Below are 17515 nucleotides of genomic sequence, written 5' to 3' on the forward strand. Positions count from 1 at the left end.
AACGTGCTCATCGGCATGCATACCCACCTCACCGCGGACCCGGTCCGGATCGTGCTGGGGACCGGGGCGATCGTCCGCGAGGAGCGCGACGCGCACCGCAACGCCCGCGAGTTGCTGGCCTTCGTCGGCCTGCGGGGGCACGAGGACGAGATGGCCAAAAACCTCGCCTACGGCGACCAACGGCGGCTCGAGATCGCCCGGGCGCTCGCGCTGCGGCCGCGCCTCCTGCTCCTGGACGAGCCGGCCGCGGGGATGAATCCCGAGGAGGCCCGGCGCCTCATGGAGTTCATCCGCCGTCTGCGGCGGGAACTGCGCCTCACCGTGCTGCTGATCGAGCACCAGATGCGCGTCGTGATGGGCGTCGCGGACCGCGTCACCGTCCTGGATCACGGGGAGAAGATCGCCGAGGGCACGCCGGACGAAATCCGCCGCGATCCCCGGGTCATCGAGGCCTATCTGGGCAAAGGGGCGCTGGGCTGAGATCATGCCGAGCCTGGTCGTCGAAGACATCCACGCGTTCTACGGTCACATCCACGCCCTGCACGGCGTCTCGATCACCGTGGAGGCCGGGGAGATCGTCACGCTGATCGGCGCGAACGGCGCCGGCAAGAGCACCACGCTCAAGACGATTGCCGGATTTCTCCGGCCGCGGCCGGGACGGATTCTCCTCGAAGACAGGCCGATTCAGGGACTCCGGCCTCACGAAATCACCCGGCAGGGGATCTGCCTCGTGCCGGAGGGCCGCCGGATCTTCCCGCGCATGACCGTCCTCGAAAACTTACAGATGGGGGCCTTTTCCCGCTCGAATGCCCGGGAGATCCGCGAGGATCTCGACCGCGCGTGCCGCCTCTTTCCGCGCCTCGCCGAGCGCCTGACGCAGACCGCGGGCACGCTGTCGGGTGGCGAGCAGCAGATGCTGGCGATCGGCCGCGGCCTGATGGCCCGGCCGAAGATCCTGCTGCTCGACGAGCCCTCGATGGGGCTGGCGCCGGTGCTCGTGGAGTTGATCTTCAAGACGGTACAGGAGATCAACGCCCAAGGTGTCACGGTCCTGCTCGTGGAGCAGAACGCGCTCATGGCGCTGTCGATCGCCCGGCGCGGGTACGTGCTCGAGACCGGCCGGATCGTGTTGACGGACCGGGCGGAGAGCCTTCGTAAAAATGATCTCGTCCGCAAGAGTTACCTCGGCGAGTTGTAGGGTGAGTGACGCGGTTCAGTCCGCGGGCATCCGCCCGGCCGCCGAGGCCAGCGGCAGCGCGGCGGAGAAGGTGCTCCCGGTGCCGGGCCGGCTCGTGGCGGTGATGCGGCCGCCGTGCGCATCCACGATGTGCTTGGCAATCGCCAGCCCGAGGCCGGTGCCCCCGCCCTCGCGGCTGCGCGATCGTTCGACGCGGTAGAAGCGGTCGAAGATCCTCGGCAGGTCGTCGGGTGGAATCCCGCGTCCGGAGTCCGTCACCGACACCACGGCATCGGTCCCGTCCTCCCGGAGCGTCACCTCGACCCGCCCGCCGTCGGGCGTGAATTTGATCGCGTTGTCGATCAGGTTGGTCAAGACCTGGAGAATCCGGTCCCCGTCGGCCGTCACCATCGTCGCGGGAGCGGAGGCCGTCCGCAGCGCGATGCGGCGTTGGGCCGCCTGGGGCCGCATGCGGGTAACCGCCTCGGTCACCAGCGCGTCGAGCCGGACCGGCCGCAGGTCCATGCGGACGGCGTGCGATTCGAGGCGCGACAGCGCCATGAGATCGTCGACCAGCGTCATCAGCCGCGTCGCCTCCGCGTCGATGATGGTCAGGAACCGGCGGCACGTCTCCCCATCCGCATAGGCGCCCGCGAGCAGCGTTTCGGCAAAGCCCTTGATCGACGTGAGCGGCGTTCGCAGTTCGTGGGAGACGTTCGCCGTGAGATCGCGCCTGAGGCGCTCCGCCTGCCGGAGGTCGGTGACGTCCCGCACGACCGCGACGGCCCCCGCGGTGGCGCCGCCCGCGGCGCGGAGCGGCGTCGTGGTCAGATGAAACAGCCGCTCGGTAGCGCCGGCCCCGAGCGTGAACTCCTCGGCGGCATCGGTGCCCCGGCGCGCCGTCAGGTCAAGCGCGCGCCACACCGGATGATCCCCGAGGGAGGCGCCGGCATCGTCCGCGCCCAGACCGAGAAGGTCCCGCGCGGCGTCGTTCACGAGCAGGACACGTCCCGCCTGGTCCGTGGCGACCACGGCGTCGCTCATCGAGCCGATGATCGCCGCGATCTTGGTGCGCTCCTCGGTTAGGGCGTCCAGCTTCTGCCGCAGCTGCGCCGCCATGGCGTTGAACGACCCGGCAAGCCGGCCGACCTCGTCGCGGCTCGCGACGGTGGCGCGGCTGTCGAGATCACCGGCGGCGATGCGGTCCGCGGTGCGGGCCAGGTCCTGCACGGGCGCCGACAGCGCCCGTGCTCGCCACGCCCCGAGGAACCAGGCGGCCGCGGCGCCGAGCAGCAGCGCCGTCCCGAGAGCGTCCCAGACCCGCCGCAGGAGTGCCTGGACCCACACATGCGGAACGCTGACCTGGACGACGCCGGTCACCCGGCCGTTCGACACCAGCGGTGCGGCGGCAAACAGGCGCGTCTCGTGCATCACCGGATCGTAGCGGGTGTCCGCCGGCGCCGCCCCGCCGTGGAGCGCAAAGACGACTTCCGGCGGGACCGGCCCGGCGTGCGCCCACCGGCTTGTCGCCGGCGGGTTGCCGTCGGCGTCCTTGACGCCGACGTAGACGTCCGGCCGCCAGGCGAAGCGCTCGGCCACCCGGTCGAGCTGTGCGAGCGTCATTCCGTCGTCCTGATACTGCGCCAGCATTCTGGCGGCCATGCGCGCCTGCCAGAGCACACTGCGCTCGTAACTGCTCGTCTGCAGCTGGACGAGGGCCGGAACGAGGTAGGCGGCCGCGACCGCCAGCGAGAACACGACCAGCAGCAGATGGCTGGCCGTGAGCTTCCAGCGCAGGCCGGCGCGCTTCATCCCGCGTCCTTCTTTAATTTGTAGCCGACCCCGCGCACCGTCACGATGAACGTCGGCGCGTCCGGATCGTCCTCGATTTTCTCGCGCAGCCGGCTGATATGCATGTCGACCGTCCGGGTGCTGCCGAAGTACTCGTAGCCCCAGATGTGCTCGAGGAGAAAGTCCCGGGTGAAGACCTGGTTGGGATGGCCCAGCAGCAGGCGCAGCAGATCGAACTCCTTGGCCGTCAGCTCGATCAGGCGGTCCCCGAGGCGGACCTCGTGCGTGGCGGCATTGAGCGCCAGGCGCCCCGACAGCAGGGGGGCGTCGGTCCCGCGGCCGTCGTCGCGGGCCGCTCTGCGCAAAATGGCGCGCACGCGGGCCACGAGCTCACGGGGGCTGAACGGCTTGGTCACGTAGTCGTCGGCGCCGGACTCAAGGCCCAGCACGCGGTCGTGCTCGCTGTCCTTGGCCGTCAGCATGAGGATCGGCACGGGGGCCTCGCGGCGCAGATGCCGGCAAACCTCCAGACCGTCGACGTAGGGCAGCATGAGGTCGAGGATCACCAGATCGGGCCGGTCGGTGCGCGCCCGCTCGATCGCGTCGTGGCCGTCGTAGGCGACATCCACCTCGAAGCCTTCCTGCACCAGGTTGTAGCGCACGAGTTCGACGATGTGTGGTTCGTCGTCCACGACCAGGATGCGGCCCCCGGTCTGGCGGTCCGCCTTAAGCGCCGTTGCCATGCGTCGCCTCCGTTCGCCCAGGACTCGTGTCGCTTCGCCGTGTCCGCGACCTTCCCTCCGACCACTCCGCCGAGGGCGCTTCTTCGGATTCTGCGCGCCGGCCATAAGCGCACTGTCACGGCGCTGTCACGAATCGGTAACGCGCCCCGGGCCCGACGGCAGGGGTGCCCGGCGACCAGGCCGAAATGACCGGACCTGCGCGCAGGGCCGCGACGCCCTGCATCCGGAGGCCGCGCTCGCCGCGGAGTTCCGGCGCTCCGAGTTCGTGAAACGGGAGGAGGAACCGCCGCTGGACGACTTTACGTTTCCCCCGGCCCCGGATCCGAAGGCGCCGGAATGGCCCGGGACCCCGATCGGCGCCGGCAATACCACGACGCGCACGAGGACCCGCACGGCCGTCCACGACAAGACGATCGACCGGATCGAAGGCCGCCGGGACGAACTCGTCTCTTCCGCGGTCGAACACATCGTCCGGCAGGCCGGGAAAGAGCCCCTCGTGCTGCAGGACGTCGTCATCCACGGCGTGCGCGTCCGCGCGATCACCAACTCCGCCCACCTGGCCGAGTTCTGGCTGGCCAACTGGTACAGTCCCGACGAGTGGCGCGCGCAGACCGGCCTCGAGCCGCCGGTCCGGCCGCAGGTGACGGTCTACGCGCTCGGTCGCGTCGCCGACCAGCAGGAGGCGGCGTACTACAGCCGTCGCACCAACACCATCGTCTTCTTCAACACGTCGTACTACGGCCAGCTGAAATCGTGGGTCCTCGGCGCCGTCGGGCGCGTGCTTGCGGAGGAGTGGGGCATCCACAGCATCCACGGCGCCTGCGTGGAGAAGGGCGGGCGCGGCGTCCTCTATATCGCGCCGACCGGGACGGGGAAGTCCACGTCATCGTACGGACTGCAGGCCACCTATTCCGACACGCGATTCCACTCCGACGACTGGGTCTACGTCCGCTACGCGCTGGCGACCCGGGACGGGGACCGGGTCGCGCCCCTGGAAGTGACGCCGGGGCAGGGGGCGGCCGTCCGCGGGTACCGCGTCTTCCGGTGGCTCGAGGAACACCGCACCGCCGCCGCGCAGGTGCGCGCACTCGACCTCCACAACGCCGAGCGCACGCTACCGCTGGCGGAGCTCGATCTGACCCAGCCGCCCCAAGCGTACGCCTACACCAGCGAGAAGATCTTCTACCTGCGCACGAACCTGGTCGCGAACTTCCCGCTCTCGGCGCACGAGATACTCCGCTCACCGCTCGAGAACGTCCCGGACGTGACGGCGGCCTTCCTCGACGCGCACGCCGCCGAGCTCGACGCGCTGGTGGACGATATCCTCGCCGTCATTCCCGCGCCCGGACCGAACGCCGCCGCGGCGGACGACGCGTACGCGCGCGAGGCGGCGGCCCGGCTCGGGACGGTCCCCCGTGAGGAGTTGCGCGGGGTACTGGCCCGTCTCATCGCCTTCGACAACAGCCGGGCGATGCTCGATATCACGCGCATCCTGCCGCCGGCCCGCGTCGTGACCAATCCGATGGAGCCGACACCGCTCGGCAGCGTGATCTTGTTGAAGCGCGACCCGCGCGACCGGATCGTGCTCGAGTCTCTGTCCCTCGGCGCGTTCATGGGCCGCCTGCTGCTCGGTGAGACGCCGGACCGAAAGCGCGAGATCGCCTACAACGCCTACCGGGCGGTGGACGACGAGGCGGAGCGGGCGGTGATCGCCCGCCTCGAAGCGGAGGCCGAGGCCGAGGGCGGCACGCCGGAGGCGCTGTACGCGGCGTTTGTGAGGCAGCTCGGCCTTCCCGAGACGCTGGCGGAGGAGTTCGAGCTGTTCCGGGTGCTGCACCAGGCCACGCGCTGCTACGACCTCAACACGATCCTGGCGAGGGACCCGCAGAACGCCGGCCTCAAGGCCGCGGTGGCGCGCACGATGGAACTGATCGGGTACGCGCTCGCGACCCGCGCCGGCCAGGTGCGGCTCACGCTGGACGATTACCGGAACGTGCTCGTCCCCCCTGCGGGGACTAGCCCGCGAGATGCGCCGGCGTCGGCCGCGCGCGCGTCCTCCTGAGCCGGCGCCGCGGCCGATGGCGGATCCGCTCGCCTTCCTCGACGACGAACTGAGCGCCCTCCGGGCGCAGGGCGTCTACCGCTGGCCGCGACGTCTCCGCGGCGAGCAGGGGCCCGTCTGCGTCTACGACGGGCGGCGCGTCATCAATCTCTGTTCCAACAATTATCTCGGCCTGGCCAACGATCCGCGCCTCAAGGAGGCGGCCTGCCGCGCCGTGCAGGAGGAGGGCGTGGGGTCCGGCGCCGTGCGGACCATCGCCGGCAACATGGAGATTCATGAGCGGCTGGAGGCGCGGCTCGCGGCGTTCAAGCACACCGAGGCGGCGCTGCTCTACCAGTCGGGATTCGCCGCGAACGCCGGGACCGTGTCGGCGATCCTGGGGCGCGGCGACATCGTCGTGAGCGACGAGCTCAACCACGCGAGCATCATCGACGGCTGCCGGCTGAGCGGCGCGGAGCGCAAGATCTTTCCGCACCGGGACGTCGAGGCCGCCCGCCGCTGTCTCGGCGAGGCCCGTGACGCCGCGAAGGAGACCCCGCCGGCCCCTAGGCAGGGGCAGGCCCCTAGGCAGGGGGCCCCCCGCCGGGGGCGCGTCCTCCTCATCACGGACGGCGTATTCAGCATGGACGGCGACGTGGCACCGCTGCCGGCGCTCGTCGAGGCCGCCGACGAGTTCGGCGCGATCATGATGGTGGACGACGCCCACGCCAGCGGCGTCATGGGCTCCGGCGGCCGGGGGACGGTCGACCACTTCGGCCTGCACGGGCGCGTGCACATCCAGGTGGGGACGCTCAGCAAGGCCTGGGCCTGCCTCGGCGGCTATGTCGCCGGGAGCCGGACCCTGATCGAGTTTCTCATGCAGCGGGCGCGGCCGCTCTTGTTCAGCACGTCGCATCCGCCGTCGGTCGCCGCGACCGCGCTCGCGGCCCTCGATCGCATCGAGGCTGATCCGGCGCTGATCGCGCGGCTGTGGGACAACACGCGCTTCTTCAAAGCGGGGCTCGCCCGGCTCGGCTTTGACACGGGGGCCAGCGAGACGCCGATCACGCCGATCCTGATCGGCGACGAGGCCAAGGCGATGCGGTTCTCGGACCGCCTGTTCGAGGAGGGCGTCTTCGCCCTCGGCATCGCCTATCCGACCGTGCCGCGCGGCAGGGCCAGGGTCCGCACGATCGTGACCGCGGGCCACACGCCGGACCACCTGTCCGAGGCGCTCGAGATATGCGGGCGCGTCGGGTACGAGATGGGGTTCCTGGCCTAGTCGCTGAGAGTTCTCTCAGCCTTGCCCCAACGTCAGAAGGGAGAGATGAGCCCGAGCATCCGCCAATAGGGAACGCTCGCCGCGATAGCGACGAGCGTGATGAGCGTCATGACAACGCCTACAACGGTGCCGTCGCGCGGCGGCATCATCTCCCCCCTGGTCATCTCCGTCACAAGACGATAGAAAAGACTTTGGCTTGGGTGCAACCACGGAGTACCCATCGAGATGATGACAAAGCCGACGACCCAGGGAGAGAGGCCAACGTGCGATGCCACCGGCACGAGCGCGAGGCTCAACAGCAGTATTGTGGGCGTGGCCGGCAATACGAAACGGCAGCCGACGACCAACACGCCAAGCAGCATCACGAGAAGGCTTGGATTCTGGACTGCCCGGGCGAGCGGCACCAACGCCGTCGCGATCCACTGGTCAACGCCTGCGCCGCGCAGCACTCCCCCGGTACTCAGCAGGATTGCAAAGAAGATCAGAAAACCCCACTCCAGGGATCCTCGAAAATTCGCTCGGTCGATCACCCCTCCGGCGAGCACGATGAGGAACGCGGCCAACGCAATCCAGGCGACGTCGACGTGGAGATTCTGTTCCAGGAACAAACCGGCAATCAAAAGGGCCAGCGCGGCGAGTGTGATGATCTCGCGGTTCGAGAGAGGGCCGAGGAGGTACCGTTGAAGCCGTAGGACATCTGTGGTCGCTCTGGGGGCCAGCGTCGACCGATAGAGGACGAACAGCATCACCGCAGCCCCTGCCAATAGCACCGCCCCCGCGGGGGCTGCGTCGACCAGCCACGGGATCCAGCCAAAGCGCGCGTCATCAGGATGCCCCAGGAGACCGATCAGGAAGAAGTTCTCGACTCGACCGGTGAGGAAAATGTTGCTAAAGAAACCAAATCCGATGATGCTTGCGGCAGCCAGTCCCGCCCGCGCCCGGCTCCCTGCGGGATAGCCGAGGGTTTGAGCGAGTTCGCGCACAAGCGGCGTGATCGTCGCCACGCGAATGAACGGAACCGGGACGGCCGGGGTCGTGACAAGCCCGCCAACCAGCAACCCCAGCACGTAGGCCGAATATTTGGTGGGAAGGATCTTGAGAACGAACAAGACGAGGCGCAAGAACAGACCCGATCGAGTCATTGCCGCCCCGATTCCCATCGCCCCGATCGCGACGAACCAGGACGAACTCGAAAAGCCTGCAAACGCGAGGGAGAGAGGGGCAAGCCCCAGCAGTCCCCAGGCGATCGGCATGGCGAGCGCGGTGACGAAATCCGGTACCGGCTCGAAGAGCCAGGCCAGTGCTGCCCCGAGTACCGTGAGGCTGATGTGCCACCCCTGCACGCTCATTCCGGCGGGCGGCCCCGTCCACCAAAGACCAAACGGGACTCCGAGCGCGATCGCGGCCCCGACGATCCGCCATTGGGATTGTCGTCCGACCTCAGGGACCTCGGCGGGGACTACTTGCCGCTCGGCGACCGGCGCCCCAACGTGCTCGCGAGACCGCTGATCGAGCAGCAACGCAAGAGACGTTGCGACGGCGAGGGCAATTGCGCTTCGGTCCCGGGCAAGCCGGCCAAATTGCTCGCGCGGAAGCCTCCACGCGTGAACATCGGTGGATGCCCGAACTGAGCCGGTTCGGTTCGCGAGGAGCAAGCCCAGCTCCCCAAAGTACGACGGTGCCTCCAGGATAGCCACCTGTCTCTCGCTATCTCCAACACCAACCGTGACCTCCACATGCCCGCCGGCGAGCAGGTAGAGAGCGTCGGCCTCGTCGCTTTCGGAGAAGATCTCCGTGCCCGCCGGGAACCGCACTTCTTCGAGGGCACCGGCGAGTCGAGCAAGATCAACACGATCAAGGGTTTGAAAGAATGGGACGCGCGTGAGAAGGGCTTCGACGGATTCAAAGGAGGACGGCACGAGTTACCTCTCCCACCGCGGCAGATCGTGTTCTCGATGAAGCTATGCAACTCGTGCAAATCGCCGATTACCGGAAGTATACTCCTTGTCCTCCGGTGTCTATGACACGCGTTTCTTCAAGGCGGATGCATCGGAATATTCTCGGTGACCCACCCGGTGCCCGCCCTCGACGAGCCCTTGACCAGGTCCATGCAAAATCCTATTATCATATTATCATGAAGAAGATAACGGCGACCGAACTCGCAAGACGCCTTTCCGACGTGCTGAACCGCGTGCGATACAAGGGCGAGGAATTCCTCGTGGAGCGTGGCGGGGAACCGGTCGCCTCTATCGGTCCGGTCGGACCAAAGTCGGAACTCACTTTGGCTGAATTCTTGCAGATCCTCAACACCGGTCCTCGGCCCGATGCCGGGTTCGTTGATGATTTGGAGCGGGTTCAGGCTGGGCAGCCCTCTGCCGTAGAGGAATTCCCCGAGTGGCGGTCCTGATCGACACGTCGGTCTTCATCGCGCTCGAGCGACGCGGCATGCCATTCGCCCCCACCGATATGCGAACCGTGTCGCCGGGCGAACGCGTGGCGATCGCGGCCATCACGGCGTCTGAACTGCTCGCGGGCGTCCGTCTGTCGACACCCGTCGAGCGGCGGGTGAGGCGGGAAGCGTACGTGGAGAACATCCTCGGCGGCGTCGCGGTCATGCCGTTTGACCTCGCGGTGGCCCGTGTCCACGCCGGGCTCGCCGTCGATCTCACGCGCAGGGGTTCGCGCATCGGTGCGAACGATCTCCTGATCGCGGCCACGGGGCTGACGTACCACCACGCGGTGCTCACGGCGAATGCGCGCGAGTTTCGCCACGTGCCCGGGCTCGAAGTCAGAACTCTAACGTTGTCTTGACCTCCGCTGGCTCGCGCCACCGGCGGTGTTATACTCAAGGGTGCCATGCCCGGGTTCACGAACCTTCTGACGCCGCGGGAAGCCAAAGACCGCTTCGCCCGCGCCTACACGCCGCGGCCCCGCGGGACCGAGGCGGTGCCGCTCGATGAGGCCTACGGCCGCGTGCTCGCGCAGGACGCAACGGCCCGCGAGGACCTCCCGCCGTTTGACCGGTCCACCGTGGACGGATTCGCCGTGCGGTCAGAGGACGTGGCCGCCGCCGGGGCGGAGGCGCCGGCCGTGCTGCGCCTGACCGCGGAGGTGCAGATGGGCGAGACGGCGTCGGCGGCCGTCGGGCCGGGCGAGACGGTGCGCATCCCGACCGGCGGCATGCTGCCGCCCGGGGCGGACGCGGTCGTCATGCTCGAGGACGTCGACGAGGCCGGCGGCCGGATCGCGGTGCGGCGCCCGGCGCGGCCGGGCGAGAACATCATCCGCCGCGGCGAAGATGTCCGCGCCGGGGACGTCGCCCTCCGGACCGGCACTCGCCTCCGGCCGCAAGATCTTGGCCTGCTCGCGGCGATCGGCACGACGGCCGTGCCGGTGTTCCTCCGGCCGCGGGTTGCGATTCTGGCGACGGGCGACGAGATCGTCCCCGCCGACCGGACCCCGTCGGGCGGGCAGGTGCGGGACGTCAACACGTACACGCTCGCGGCGCTGGTGCGCCAGGAAGGCGGGCTCCCTCGCGTCTGGGGCATCGTCGAGGACGTCTACGAGACGCTGCTGGGCGCGCTGCGCGAGGCGCGCCAGGACGCGGACATCGTGCTGGTGAGCGGCGGCAGTTCGGTCGGCGCGAAGGACGCGGTGGCGCGGGCCATCGGCGAGCTGGGAACGCCCGGCGTCATCGTCCACGGGGTGAGCATCAAGCCCGGCAAGCCGACGATTCTCGCGCTCGTCGACGGCACGCCCATCGTCGGGCTTCCCGGTCACCCGGTGAGCGGGATGGTGATCTTCGACGTGTTCGTGCGCGACGTGCTCCGGGGGCTCGCCGGGCGCGCCGGCGGGCGCGCGTTCGGCCGCGTCGTGCGGGCGCGCCTGGCCCGGCCGATTCCGTCGGCCGGCGTGCGGGAGGATCACATCCGGGTGTATCTGGAGCCCCAGGACGGCGAGCTCCGTGCGGTGCCGGTGCTCGGGAAGTCCGGCATCATCACCACGATGACGCGGGCCGACGGCGTCGTGGTCGTGCCGATCGGCCGCCGGATGCTCGACGCCGGGACCGACGTCGACGTCCACCTCTTCGAGCCATGACGACGGACCGACGCGGGCGGGCCGCGCTGACGCACGTGGGCCGCCGGGGCGCGCGCATGGTCGACGTGGGGCACAAGCGGGAGACTGCGCGCGAAGCCGTCGCCCGGGGCGAAGTCGGCATGCGGGCGTCGACCCTGCGCATGATCACGGAGGGCGTCGCGCGCAAGGGCGACGTGCTGACGGTCGCGCAGGTCGCCGGCATCGCCTCGGCCAAGCGGACGTGGGAGCTCATTCCGCTCTGCCATCCGATTCCGATGACCGGCATCGCCGTGACCCTCACGCCCGACGCCGCGCGCGGGCGGCTCGTGATCGAGGCGCGCGTCCGGACCCGCGGCCGCACCGGCGCGGAGATGGAAGCGCTGGTCGCCGTCGCGACGGCGGCGCTCACCGTCTACGACATGGTGAAGGCGGTCGAACGGGGCGTGGTGATCGACGGGATCCGCCTGGTGCGAAAGTCCGGCGGGAAGTCGGGCCCTTATCTCTGGAACGGCCGCGGAGCGCGGGCGACGCGGTGAGCGCCGAACGGCGGCTCCACGGAGTTCGCTGCGGCATTCTCACCGCGAGCGACCGGGTCAGCAGGGGACAGGGCAAGAACGAGAGCGGACAGTACCTGGTGCGGACCCTCGAAACCGAGGGCGCCGACGTCCTGGCCCACGTGGTCGTCCCGGACGATCTCGACACCATCGCGCGGTCGCTGGCCGACATGGCGGATTCCCTGCACCTGGACCTCGTGCTCACGACAGGCGGCAGCGGCCTGGCCCCACGGGACGTGACGCCCGAGGCGACGTTGCGGATCTTGGAGCGGCAGGTCCCCGGCATCCCGGAGGCCGCGCGCATCGCGACCGCGGCGCGGACGCCGCTGGCGATGCTGTCGCGGTCGGTCGCGGGAATCCGAGGCCGGACCTTGATCATCAATCTGCCCGGCAGCCCGAAGGGTGCGCGGGAGTGGATGGAGGTTATTCTGCCCGTGTTGCGGCACGCCATCGAGTTGTTGCAGGAACGCCGGCTCGAGTGGGGCCGCGAGCACCGGCCGTAGAGCGGCCCGCATGCCCCTCGTCAGCGCGGTGAATCTGGCCAAGTCGTACGCCGGCGTCCCGGTGCTCGGCGCCGTGTCGTTTGCGCTCGAGCCCGGAGAGAAGGCCGGCCTCGTCGGCCGCAACGGCGCCGGCAAGACGACGCTGCTGCGATTGCTGGCCGGCCTGGACGCGCCGGACGGCGGACAGATCGTGGTCCGTCCGGGCGCCGCGGTGGGCTACTTGCCGCAGGTGCCCGCCGTGGAGGACACGCTCACGCTGTGGGAGGAAGCCGCCTCGGCGTTTGCCACGGTGCGGCGCGCCGAACGCCGGCTGCGGGAGGCCGAGACGCATCTTGCCTTGCCGGAAGTGCACGGCGATGAAGCGCGTCTCGCGGCGGTGCTCGACGAGTACGGGCGCCTCAGGGACCTCTTCGAGCGGACCGGCGGCTTCACGTACGAGGCCGAGATTCGCCGGACCCTCGCGGGGCTGGGATTCACGGAGGACCAGTGGGGACGCCCGCTCGCGTCCATGAGCGGCGGCCAGCGGGCGCGGGCCGCGCTCGCGCGCCTCCTGCTCGCCGCCCCGGACCTGCTGCTGCTCGATGAGCCGACGAACCACCTCGACCTGGATGCGTTGGAATGGCTGCAGGCGTTCCTCCAAAATTTCGGCGGCGCGGTGCTCGTGGTGAGCCACGACCGCTATCTCCTCGATGCCGTGACGACCCGGACGCTGGACCTCGAGGGCGGCCGAACCGAAGACTACTCCGGAGCCTACACCGCGTACGTCGCGGAACGCGAGGCGCGGCGGGCACGGCAGCAGGAGCTGTTTGTACGGCAACAGGAAGAGATCGCGCGGCTCGAGGAGTACGTGCGCCGCAATCGCGCCGGGCAGAAGAGCCGGCAGGCCAAGTCCCGCGAAAAGCGGCTGGCCAAGATCGAGCGGGTCGAGGCGCCGCGGACGACGCGCGGGCCGGCGTTCCGCCTCGAATCACCCCGGCGCGGGCCGCAGGTGGTGGTGCGGCTGCGCGGCCTCGCGAAGCGGTTCGGCGACACCGCCGTCCTCTCCGGCGTCGCGTTGGAGGTGCGCCGGGGGGAGCGACTCGGCGTCATCGGGCCGAACGGCGCGGGCAAGACGACGCTGTTGCGCATCATCGCGGGCCTCGAGCCTCCGAGCGCCGGCCTCGTGGAGGTCGGTCCCGGCGTGCGGGTCGGCTATTTCGCGCAGCATGCCGAAGACACGCTCGACCTCGACGCGACCGTGCTGGAGGCCGTGCTGGGCGACCGGCCCCTCTCGCCCGAGCAGGTGCGCCGGGTCCTCGGCCGGTTTCTCTTCTCCGGTGAGACGGTCTACAAGCGGGTGGGCGATCTCAGCGGCGGCGAGCGGCGCCGCGTCGCGCTCGCCCGGCTCGTGCTCGACCGGCCCGACGTGCTGCTGCTCGACGAGCCGACCATGCATTTCGACCTGCCGTCGCTCGAGGCCCTGGAGCATGCCCTCCTGGCATTCGAAGGCGCGATGCTGCTGGCCTCGCACGATCGGTACCTGCTGGATCACGTGGCGGGGCGGTTGCTGATCGTGGATGCGGGCGGCGTGCGCGAGGTGCCCGGACCCTATCACGCCTACCGGGACGCGCTGTCGGCCGGCGCGGGGTCGCGCGCGGCGCCGGCGCCCGAGCTTTCGGCACCCCCGGAGGCGCCCGCGGCGCTGCGGTCCCCGGTCCCGCGGAGCACGGTCGACGGGCGGCCCGCGGGCCGCCGTCCGCCGGAGGGAGAGGGGCGTGGACCGCGCCGCGCCGCGCCGCCGGACGCTGCGGCCGATATTCACAGCGTGCTCGACCGCGTCGCCTCGCTCGAGGAAGAGCAGCACGACCTGAGCCGTCTGATGGGGGATCCCGAATTGTACCGCGACGGGACACGCGCGCGGGAGACCGTGCGCCGCTACGAGGAGGTCAACGCCGAGCTCGAGTCGCTGTACGCGCTCCTGACGGCCGGGGACTACGGCGTGAGCCAGGACGCGCGGGAGCCATGACGTCCCGTCCGAGACCGGGTGGCGGCGGTGGATAGGGACGCTCCGCGCGACGCCGGGTGGTGTTTTGCGTGCGGGCAGGCCAACCCGATCGGCCTCCGGCTGCGATTTGAAGAGGCCGGCGACGAGATCAGGGCCGTGTTCACGCCCGGCCCCCAGTACCAAGGGTACGCGGGGGTGCTCCACGGCGGCATCGTGGCCGCCGCGCTCGACGACGCGATGGCCAACCTCTTCCATCGGCGCGGCCGGGAAACGTTGACGGCCAAGCTCGAGATCCGCTACCGTCGCGAGGCGCCGATCGGCGAGCCGCTGGTCGTCAGCGCGAAAACCACGGGCGAGCGGGGCAGGCTCTTCACCGCCGAGGCCACCCTCGCGCTCGCGGACGGGACCCGCCTCGCCGAAGCCCGCGGCACGTTCGTGCGGGATGCCTGAGATGCCGGCGTCCGCGACCGACGACGACCTTCGCCCGGTGGCCACGAACCGGCGTGCGCGCCACGAGTACTGGGTTGAAGAGACGCACGAGACCGGCATCGCGCTGACCGGCACCGAAGTCAAGTCGCTTCGCGCCGGCCGCGTGAATATGGCCGACGCCTTCGCGCGCGTGGACGGGGGGGAGGTCTGGCTGCACCACCTTCACATCAGTCCGTACGAGCAGGGCAACGTCCACAACCACGAGCCGATGCGGACGCGCAAGCTGCTGCTGCACCGCCGGGAGATCGTGCGCCTCGGCGCGCGGGTCCAGCAGCGGGGGTATACGCTCGTCCCGCTGCGCATCTATTTCCGCCGCGGTATCGCCAAGGTGGAATTGGGCCTCGCCCGGGGCCGGCATGTCTACGACAAGCGCGAACGCATCGCCGAGCGCGACGCGCAGCGCCGGATTGCCAGGGCCCTCGGGGCGCGCGAGCCCAGGGTGGCGGGACGGAGCCGCTGATGCCGCCGTGGAGCGCGCTGGCGCTCTACGTTCCGGTCGCGCTCGTGATGGCGTTTACCCCGGGCCCGGCCACGCTGTTTGTGCTGAGCCGCGCGTCGTCCCAGGGCCGCCGCGCCGGACTGCTGTCGGCCGCCGGCCTCCTCACGGGGACGCTGGCGCTCGTGGCGCTGGCCGCCGCCGGTCTCACCGGCGTGCTCGCCGCGGCGCCCCTGGCCTTTGACGTCGTCAAGAGCGCCGGCGCGGCGTACCTAATCTACCTCGGGTTGCGGGTCGTGACCGCCGCGAAGGGCCCGGCTGCATCGCTCCCCGCCGCCCTCGAAACCGTGCGCTCGAGCGGCCGCCTGTACCGGGACGGCGTCCTGACCGAGCTGTTCAATCCGAAGGCGGCGCTGTTCTATGCCTCGGTTCTGCCGCAGTTCGTGGACGCCCGGCGCCCGGACGTGCCGCTGCAGATGTTCGTCCTCGGCGCGATCTTCGTCGTCTTCGGCGCCGTCTCGCTCGGACTGATCGCGGTGTTCGCCGGCTCGCTTCGCGCGCGTGTCCTGGGCCGCGGCGTCGCGCAGACCGTGACGCGCTGGGTGTCCGGCGGCATTCTCATGGCGCTCGGCCTGCGGCTCGCCACGAGCCGCGTTCGCTAACGATCCCCCGGGAGGGAAGCGATGGTCGTGAAGACGGCGGTCCACCGGTTGCCGGGGCTTACGCTTACCGGCTACACGTTCACGGTCCCGCTCGATCATGCTCGTCCCGGCGGGGCCACCATCGATGTGTTCGCCCGCGCGGTCGCGCCGGCGGGCAAAGACACGGACGATCTTCCGTGGCTCGCGTTCTTTCAAGGCGGGCCGGGCTTCGCGTCGCCTCGCCCGGTCACGGAGAGCGGGTGGATCAAGCGCGCGCTCCAGAATTACCGCGTGCTGCTTCTCGACCAGCGCGGCACGGGACGGAGTCACCCGCTCACGCTGGAATTCCTGACGCGCCTTCCGAACGCGCAGGCGGCCGCGGACTATCTGCGTTGCTTCCGCGCGGACTCCATCGTCGAGGATGCCGAGTGGATCCGGCGCGAGCTCGTCGGCGAGAACGAAACGTGGAGCGTGCTCGGGCAGAGCTTCGGCGGGTTCTGCGTCACCCACTATCTCTCCGCGGCCCCGGAGGGATTGAAAGAAGCGATCATCACCGGCGGGCTCCCGCCCATCGGACATAGCGTGGACGACATCTATCGGGCGACCTACCGGCGCGTGCTCGACAAGAACGCGAAGTACTACGCGCGCTACCCCGAAGACGTCGATCGCGCGCGCGCCGTGCTGGACTGGATCGCGCGCGACGACGTGCGGCTGCAGGCCGGCGATCGGCTCACGCCGCGCCGGTTCCAGCAATTGGGCATGCAGTTCGGAGCCAGCGACGGGTTTGAGACCGTGCACTACCTGCTGGAAGAGGAGCCGGGTTGGACGTTCCTGCGCGGCGTTGAACACCTGCAGTCGTTCGACACCAACCCCCTCTACGCGATTCTCCACGAGGCCTGCTATTGTGAGCAACAGGCTTCGAATTGGTCCGCCGCGCGGGTGCTCCCCGAGTTTCCAGATTTTGCGCCCGTGCGGGACCGCCGTCTGATCTTCACCGGGGAAATGATTTTTCCGTGGATGTTCGAAGACTATCGCCGTCTTGCGCCGCTGCGGGAGACGGCGGAGCTTCTGGCGCGATACGACGGCTGGCCGGCGCTCTATGATCCCGCCGTGTTGCGCTCGAACCGGGTTCCCTGTGTGGCGGCGATCTATTACGACGACATGTACGTCGAGCGGGCCTATTCTGAGGAAACGGCGGCGATGATCCGCGGTACGAAGACGTGGATCACCAACGAATACGAGCATAACGCGATTCGCGCCGACGGCGAACGGCTGCTCGACCGGCTGCTTGCGATGCTGCACGGGAAGAGCGGGTAGGGGGACGCATCGGGCCGTTTTGAGGCGGCCCGGCACGGGTCTCGGCGGTCGCTGCCCCAGCGGCCGTCATGGTAGAATAGAGGAGAAATAGATCCGCGCGGATCGCGAGCGCCGCACGGACACGTTGGGGGCGAACGGTTTCGACTGGGCAGGCAGAAGCAGGGTTGCGCGCCGAGGTGGTCCGGGTCCTCGTTAAACAACCGGACGGCGCATACACGCCGATACACAGCTCGCACTCGCTGCTTAATTAAGTAGCGACGCTCCCCCCGCAGTGCCGGCGGGCGGGGAGTGGGCGCCACGAAGCCGGCTGCTCCGGGCCCCTTCGCTCCGGGAGGACCGGCTAAGACTGAGAGAGCTAGCGGGATCGGTATCCGGTCTGCGGGAGACCGGTCTCGCGAAATCAAAGCGCAGGCTACGCGCGTAGACGCTCTGCCCTCGCGGCTCTAGGACGCGGGTTCGATTCCCGCCGCCTCCACCATC

The 17515-nt window shown here is 69.7% G+C and carries 17 protein-coding genes and 1 other RNA gene; 15 read left to right on the forward strand and 3 right to left on the reverse strand.

Features of this window, described 5'->3' with window-relative positions; translation table 11 throughout:
- Positions 1-480, forward strand: a 480-nt coding sequence (locus tag VGZ23_03285) for an ATP-binding cassette domain-containing protein (protein HEV2356619.1), incomplete at its 5' end; no start/stop codon positions are given.
- Positions 481-484: 4 nt separating this feature from the next.
- Positions 485-1198, forward strand: a complete 714-nt coding sequence (locus VGZ23_03290) for an ABC transporter ATP-binding protein (protein HEV2356620.1) — start codon at positions 485-487, stop codon at positions 1196-1198.
- A gap of 15 nt (positions 1199-1213) precedes the next feature.
- Here the strand turns inward: VGZ23_03290 and VGZ23_03295 are convergent, their stop codons facing one another.
- Positions 1214-2989: an ATP-binding protein gene (locus VGZ23_03295; protein HEV2356621.1), complete on the reverse strand. Its 1776-nt coding sequence runs from the start codon at positions 2987-2989 to the stop codon at positions 1214-1216.
- On the reverse strand, positions 2986-3711 hold the full coding sequence (locus VGZ23_03300; GenBank protein HEV2356622.1) for a response regulator transcription factor: 726 nt from the start codon (positions 3709-3711) through the stop codon (positions 2986-2988). The genes VGZ23_03295 and VGZ23_03300 overlap by 4 nt, the downstream gene beginning before the upstream one ends.
- A 265-nt stretch (positions 3712-3976) precedes the next feature.
- Here VGZ23_03300 and VGZ23_03305 point away from each other — a divergent pair, with 265 nt between their 5' ends.
- Both VGZ23_03305 and VGZ23_03310 read left to right on the forward strand, forming a co-directional pair.
- Positions 3977-5773 carry a hypothetical protein gene (locus tag VGZ23_03305; protein HEV2356623.1) on the forward strand — a complete coding sequence of 599 codons (1797 nt, stop codon included), beginning with the start codon at positions 3977-3979 and terminating at the stop codon, positions 5771-5773.
- Between the two features lie 16 nt (positions 5774-5789).
- Positions 5790-7034: a glycine C-acetyltransferase gene (locus tag VGZ23_03310; GenBank protein ID HEV2356624.1), complete on the forward strand. Its 1245-nt coding sequence runs from the start codon at positions 5790-5792 to the stop codon at positions 7032-7034.
- A 32-nt stretch (positions 7035-7066) separates the two neighbouring features.
- Here the strand turns inward: VGZ23_03310 and VGZ23_03315 are convergent, their stop codons facing one another.
- Entirely contained in the window at positions 7067-8848 is a 1782-nt protein-coding gene (locus tag VGZ23_03315; protein ID HEV2356625.1) for an SLC13 family permease, read from the reverse strand.
- Positions 8849-9168: 320 nt separating this feature from the next.
- Here VGZ23_03315 and VGZ23_03320 point away from each other — a divergent pair, with 320 nt between their 5' ends.
- The 11 genes from VGZ23_03320 to ssrA all read left to right on the forward strand — a co-directional run bounded on the left by VGZ23_03320 (position 9169) and on the right by ssrA (position 17513).
- Entirely contained in the window at positions 9169-9441 is a 273-nt protein-coding gene (locus tag VGZ23_03320; GenBank protein ID HEV2356626.1) for a hypothetical protein, read from the forward strand.
- Positions 9429-9845 carry a PIN domain-containing protein gene (locus VGZ23_03325; GenBank protein ID HEV2356627.1) on the forward strand — a complete coding sequence of 139 codons (417 nt, stop codon included), beginning with the start codon at positions 9429-9431 and terminating at the stop codon, positions 9843-9845. Before VGZ23_03320 ends, VGZ23_03325 begins: the two co-directional genes overlap by 13 nt.
- Before the next feature lie 45 nt (positions 9846-9890).
- Positions 9891-11132, forward strand: coding sequence for a gephyrin-like molybdotransferase Glp (glp, locus tag VGZ23_03330; GenBank protein ID HEV2356628.1), 1242 nt, complete (start codon positions 9891-9893; stop codon positions 11130-11132).
- Complete coding sequence (moaC, locus tag VGZ23_03335) at positions 11129-11647, forward strand: cyclic pyranopterin monophosphate synthase MoaC (GenBank protein HEV2356629.1); 519 nt, start codon at positions 11129-11131, stop codon at positions 11645-11647. The genes glp and moaC overlap by 4 nt, the downstream gene beginning before the upstream one ends.
- Complete coding sequence (locus VGZ23_03340; protein ID HEV2356630.1) at positions 11644-12168, forward strand: MogA/MoaB family molybdenum cofactor biosynthesis protein; 525 nt, start codon at positions 11644-11646, stop codon at positions 12166-12168. The genes moaC and VGZ23_03340 overlap by 4 nt, the downstream gene beginning before the upstream one ends.
- A 10-nt stretch (positions 12169-12178) precedes the next feature.
- Positions 12179-14173, forward strand: coding sequence for an ABC-F family ATP-binding cassette domain-containing protein (locus tag VGZ23_03345; protein ID HEV2356631.1), 1995 nt, complete (start codon positions 12179-12181; stop codon positions 14171-14173).
- A 27-nt stretch (positions 14174-14200) separates the two neighbouring features.
- Complete coding sequence (locus VGZ23_03350) at positions 14201-14602, forward strand: PaaI family thioesterase (GenBank protein ID HEV2356632.1); 402 nt, start codon at positions 14201-14203, stop codon at positions 14600-14602.
- Position 14603: 1 nt separating this feature from the next.
- Positions 14604-15101 (forward strand): SsrA-binding protein SmpB, encoded by a 498-nt coding sequence (gene smpB, locus VGZ23_03355; protein HEV2356633.1) that lies wholly within the window; start codon positions 14604-14606, stop codon positions 15099-15101.
- Positions 15101-15739 carry a LysE family translocator gene (locus VGZ23_03360; GenBank protein HEV2356634.1) on the forward strand — a complete coding sequence of 213 codons (639 nt, stop codon included), beginning with the start codon at positions 15101-15103 and terminating at the stop codon, positions 15737-15739. Before smpB ends, VGZ23_03360 begins: the two co-directional genes overlap by 1 nt.
- 21 nt (positions 15740-15760) lie before the next feature.
- Positions 15761-17035, forward strand: a complete 1275-nt coding sequence (locus VGZ23_03365; protein HEV2356635.1) for an alpha/beta fold hydrolase — start codon at positions 15761-15763, stop codon at positions 17033-17035.
- A gap of 126 nt (positions 17036-17161) precedes the next feature.
- Positions 17162-17513: a transfer-messenger RNA gene (ssrA, locus tag VGZ23_03370) on the forward strand.
- The last annotated feature ends 2 nt before the right edge of the window (positions 17514-17515 follow it).

Source organism: bacterium (assembly GCA_035945995.1).
Lineage (GTDB): Bacteria > Sysuimicrobiota > Sysuimicrobiia > Sysuimicrobiales > Segetimicrobiaceae > DASSJF01.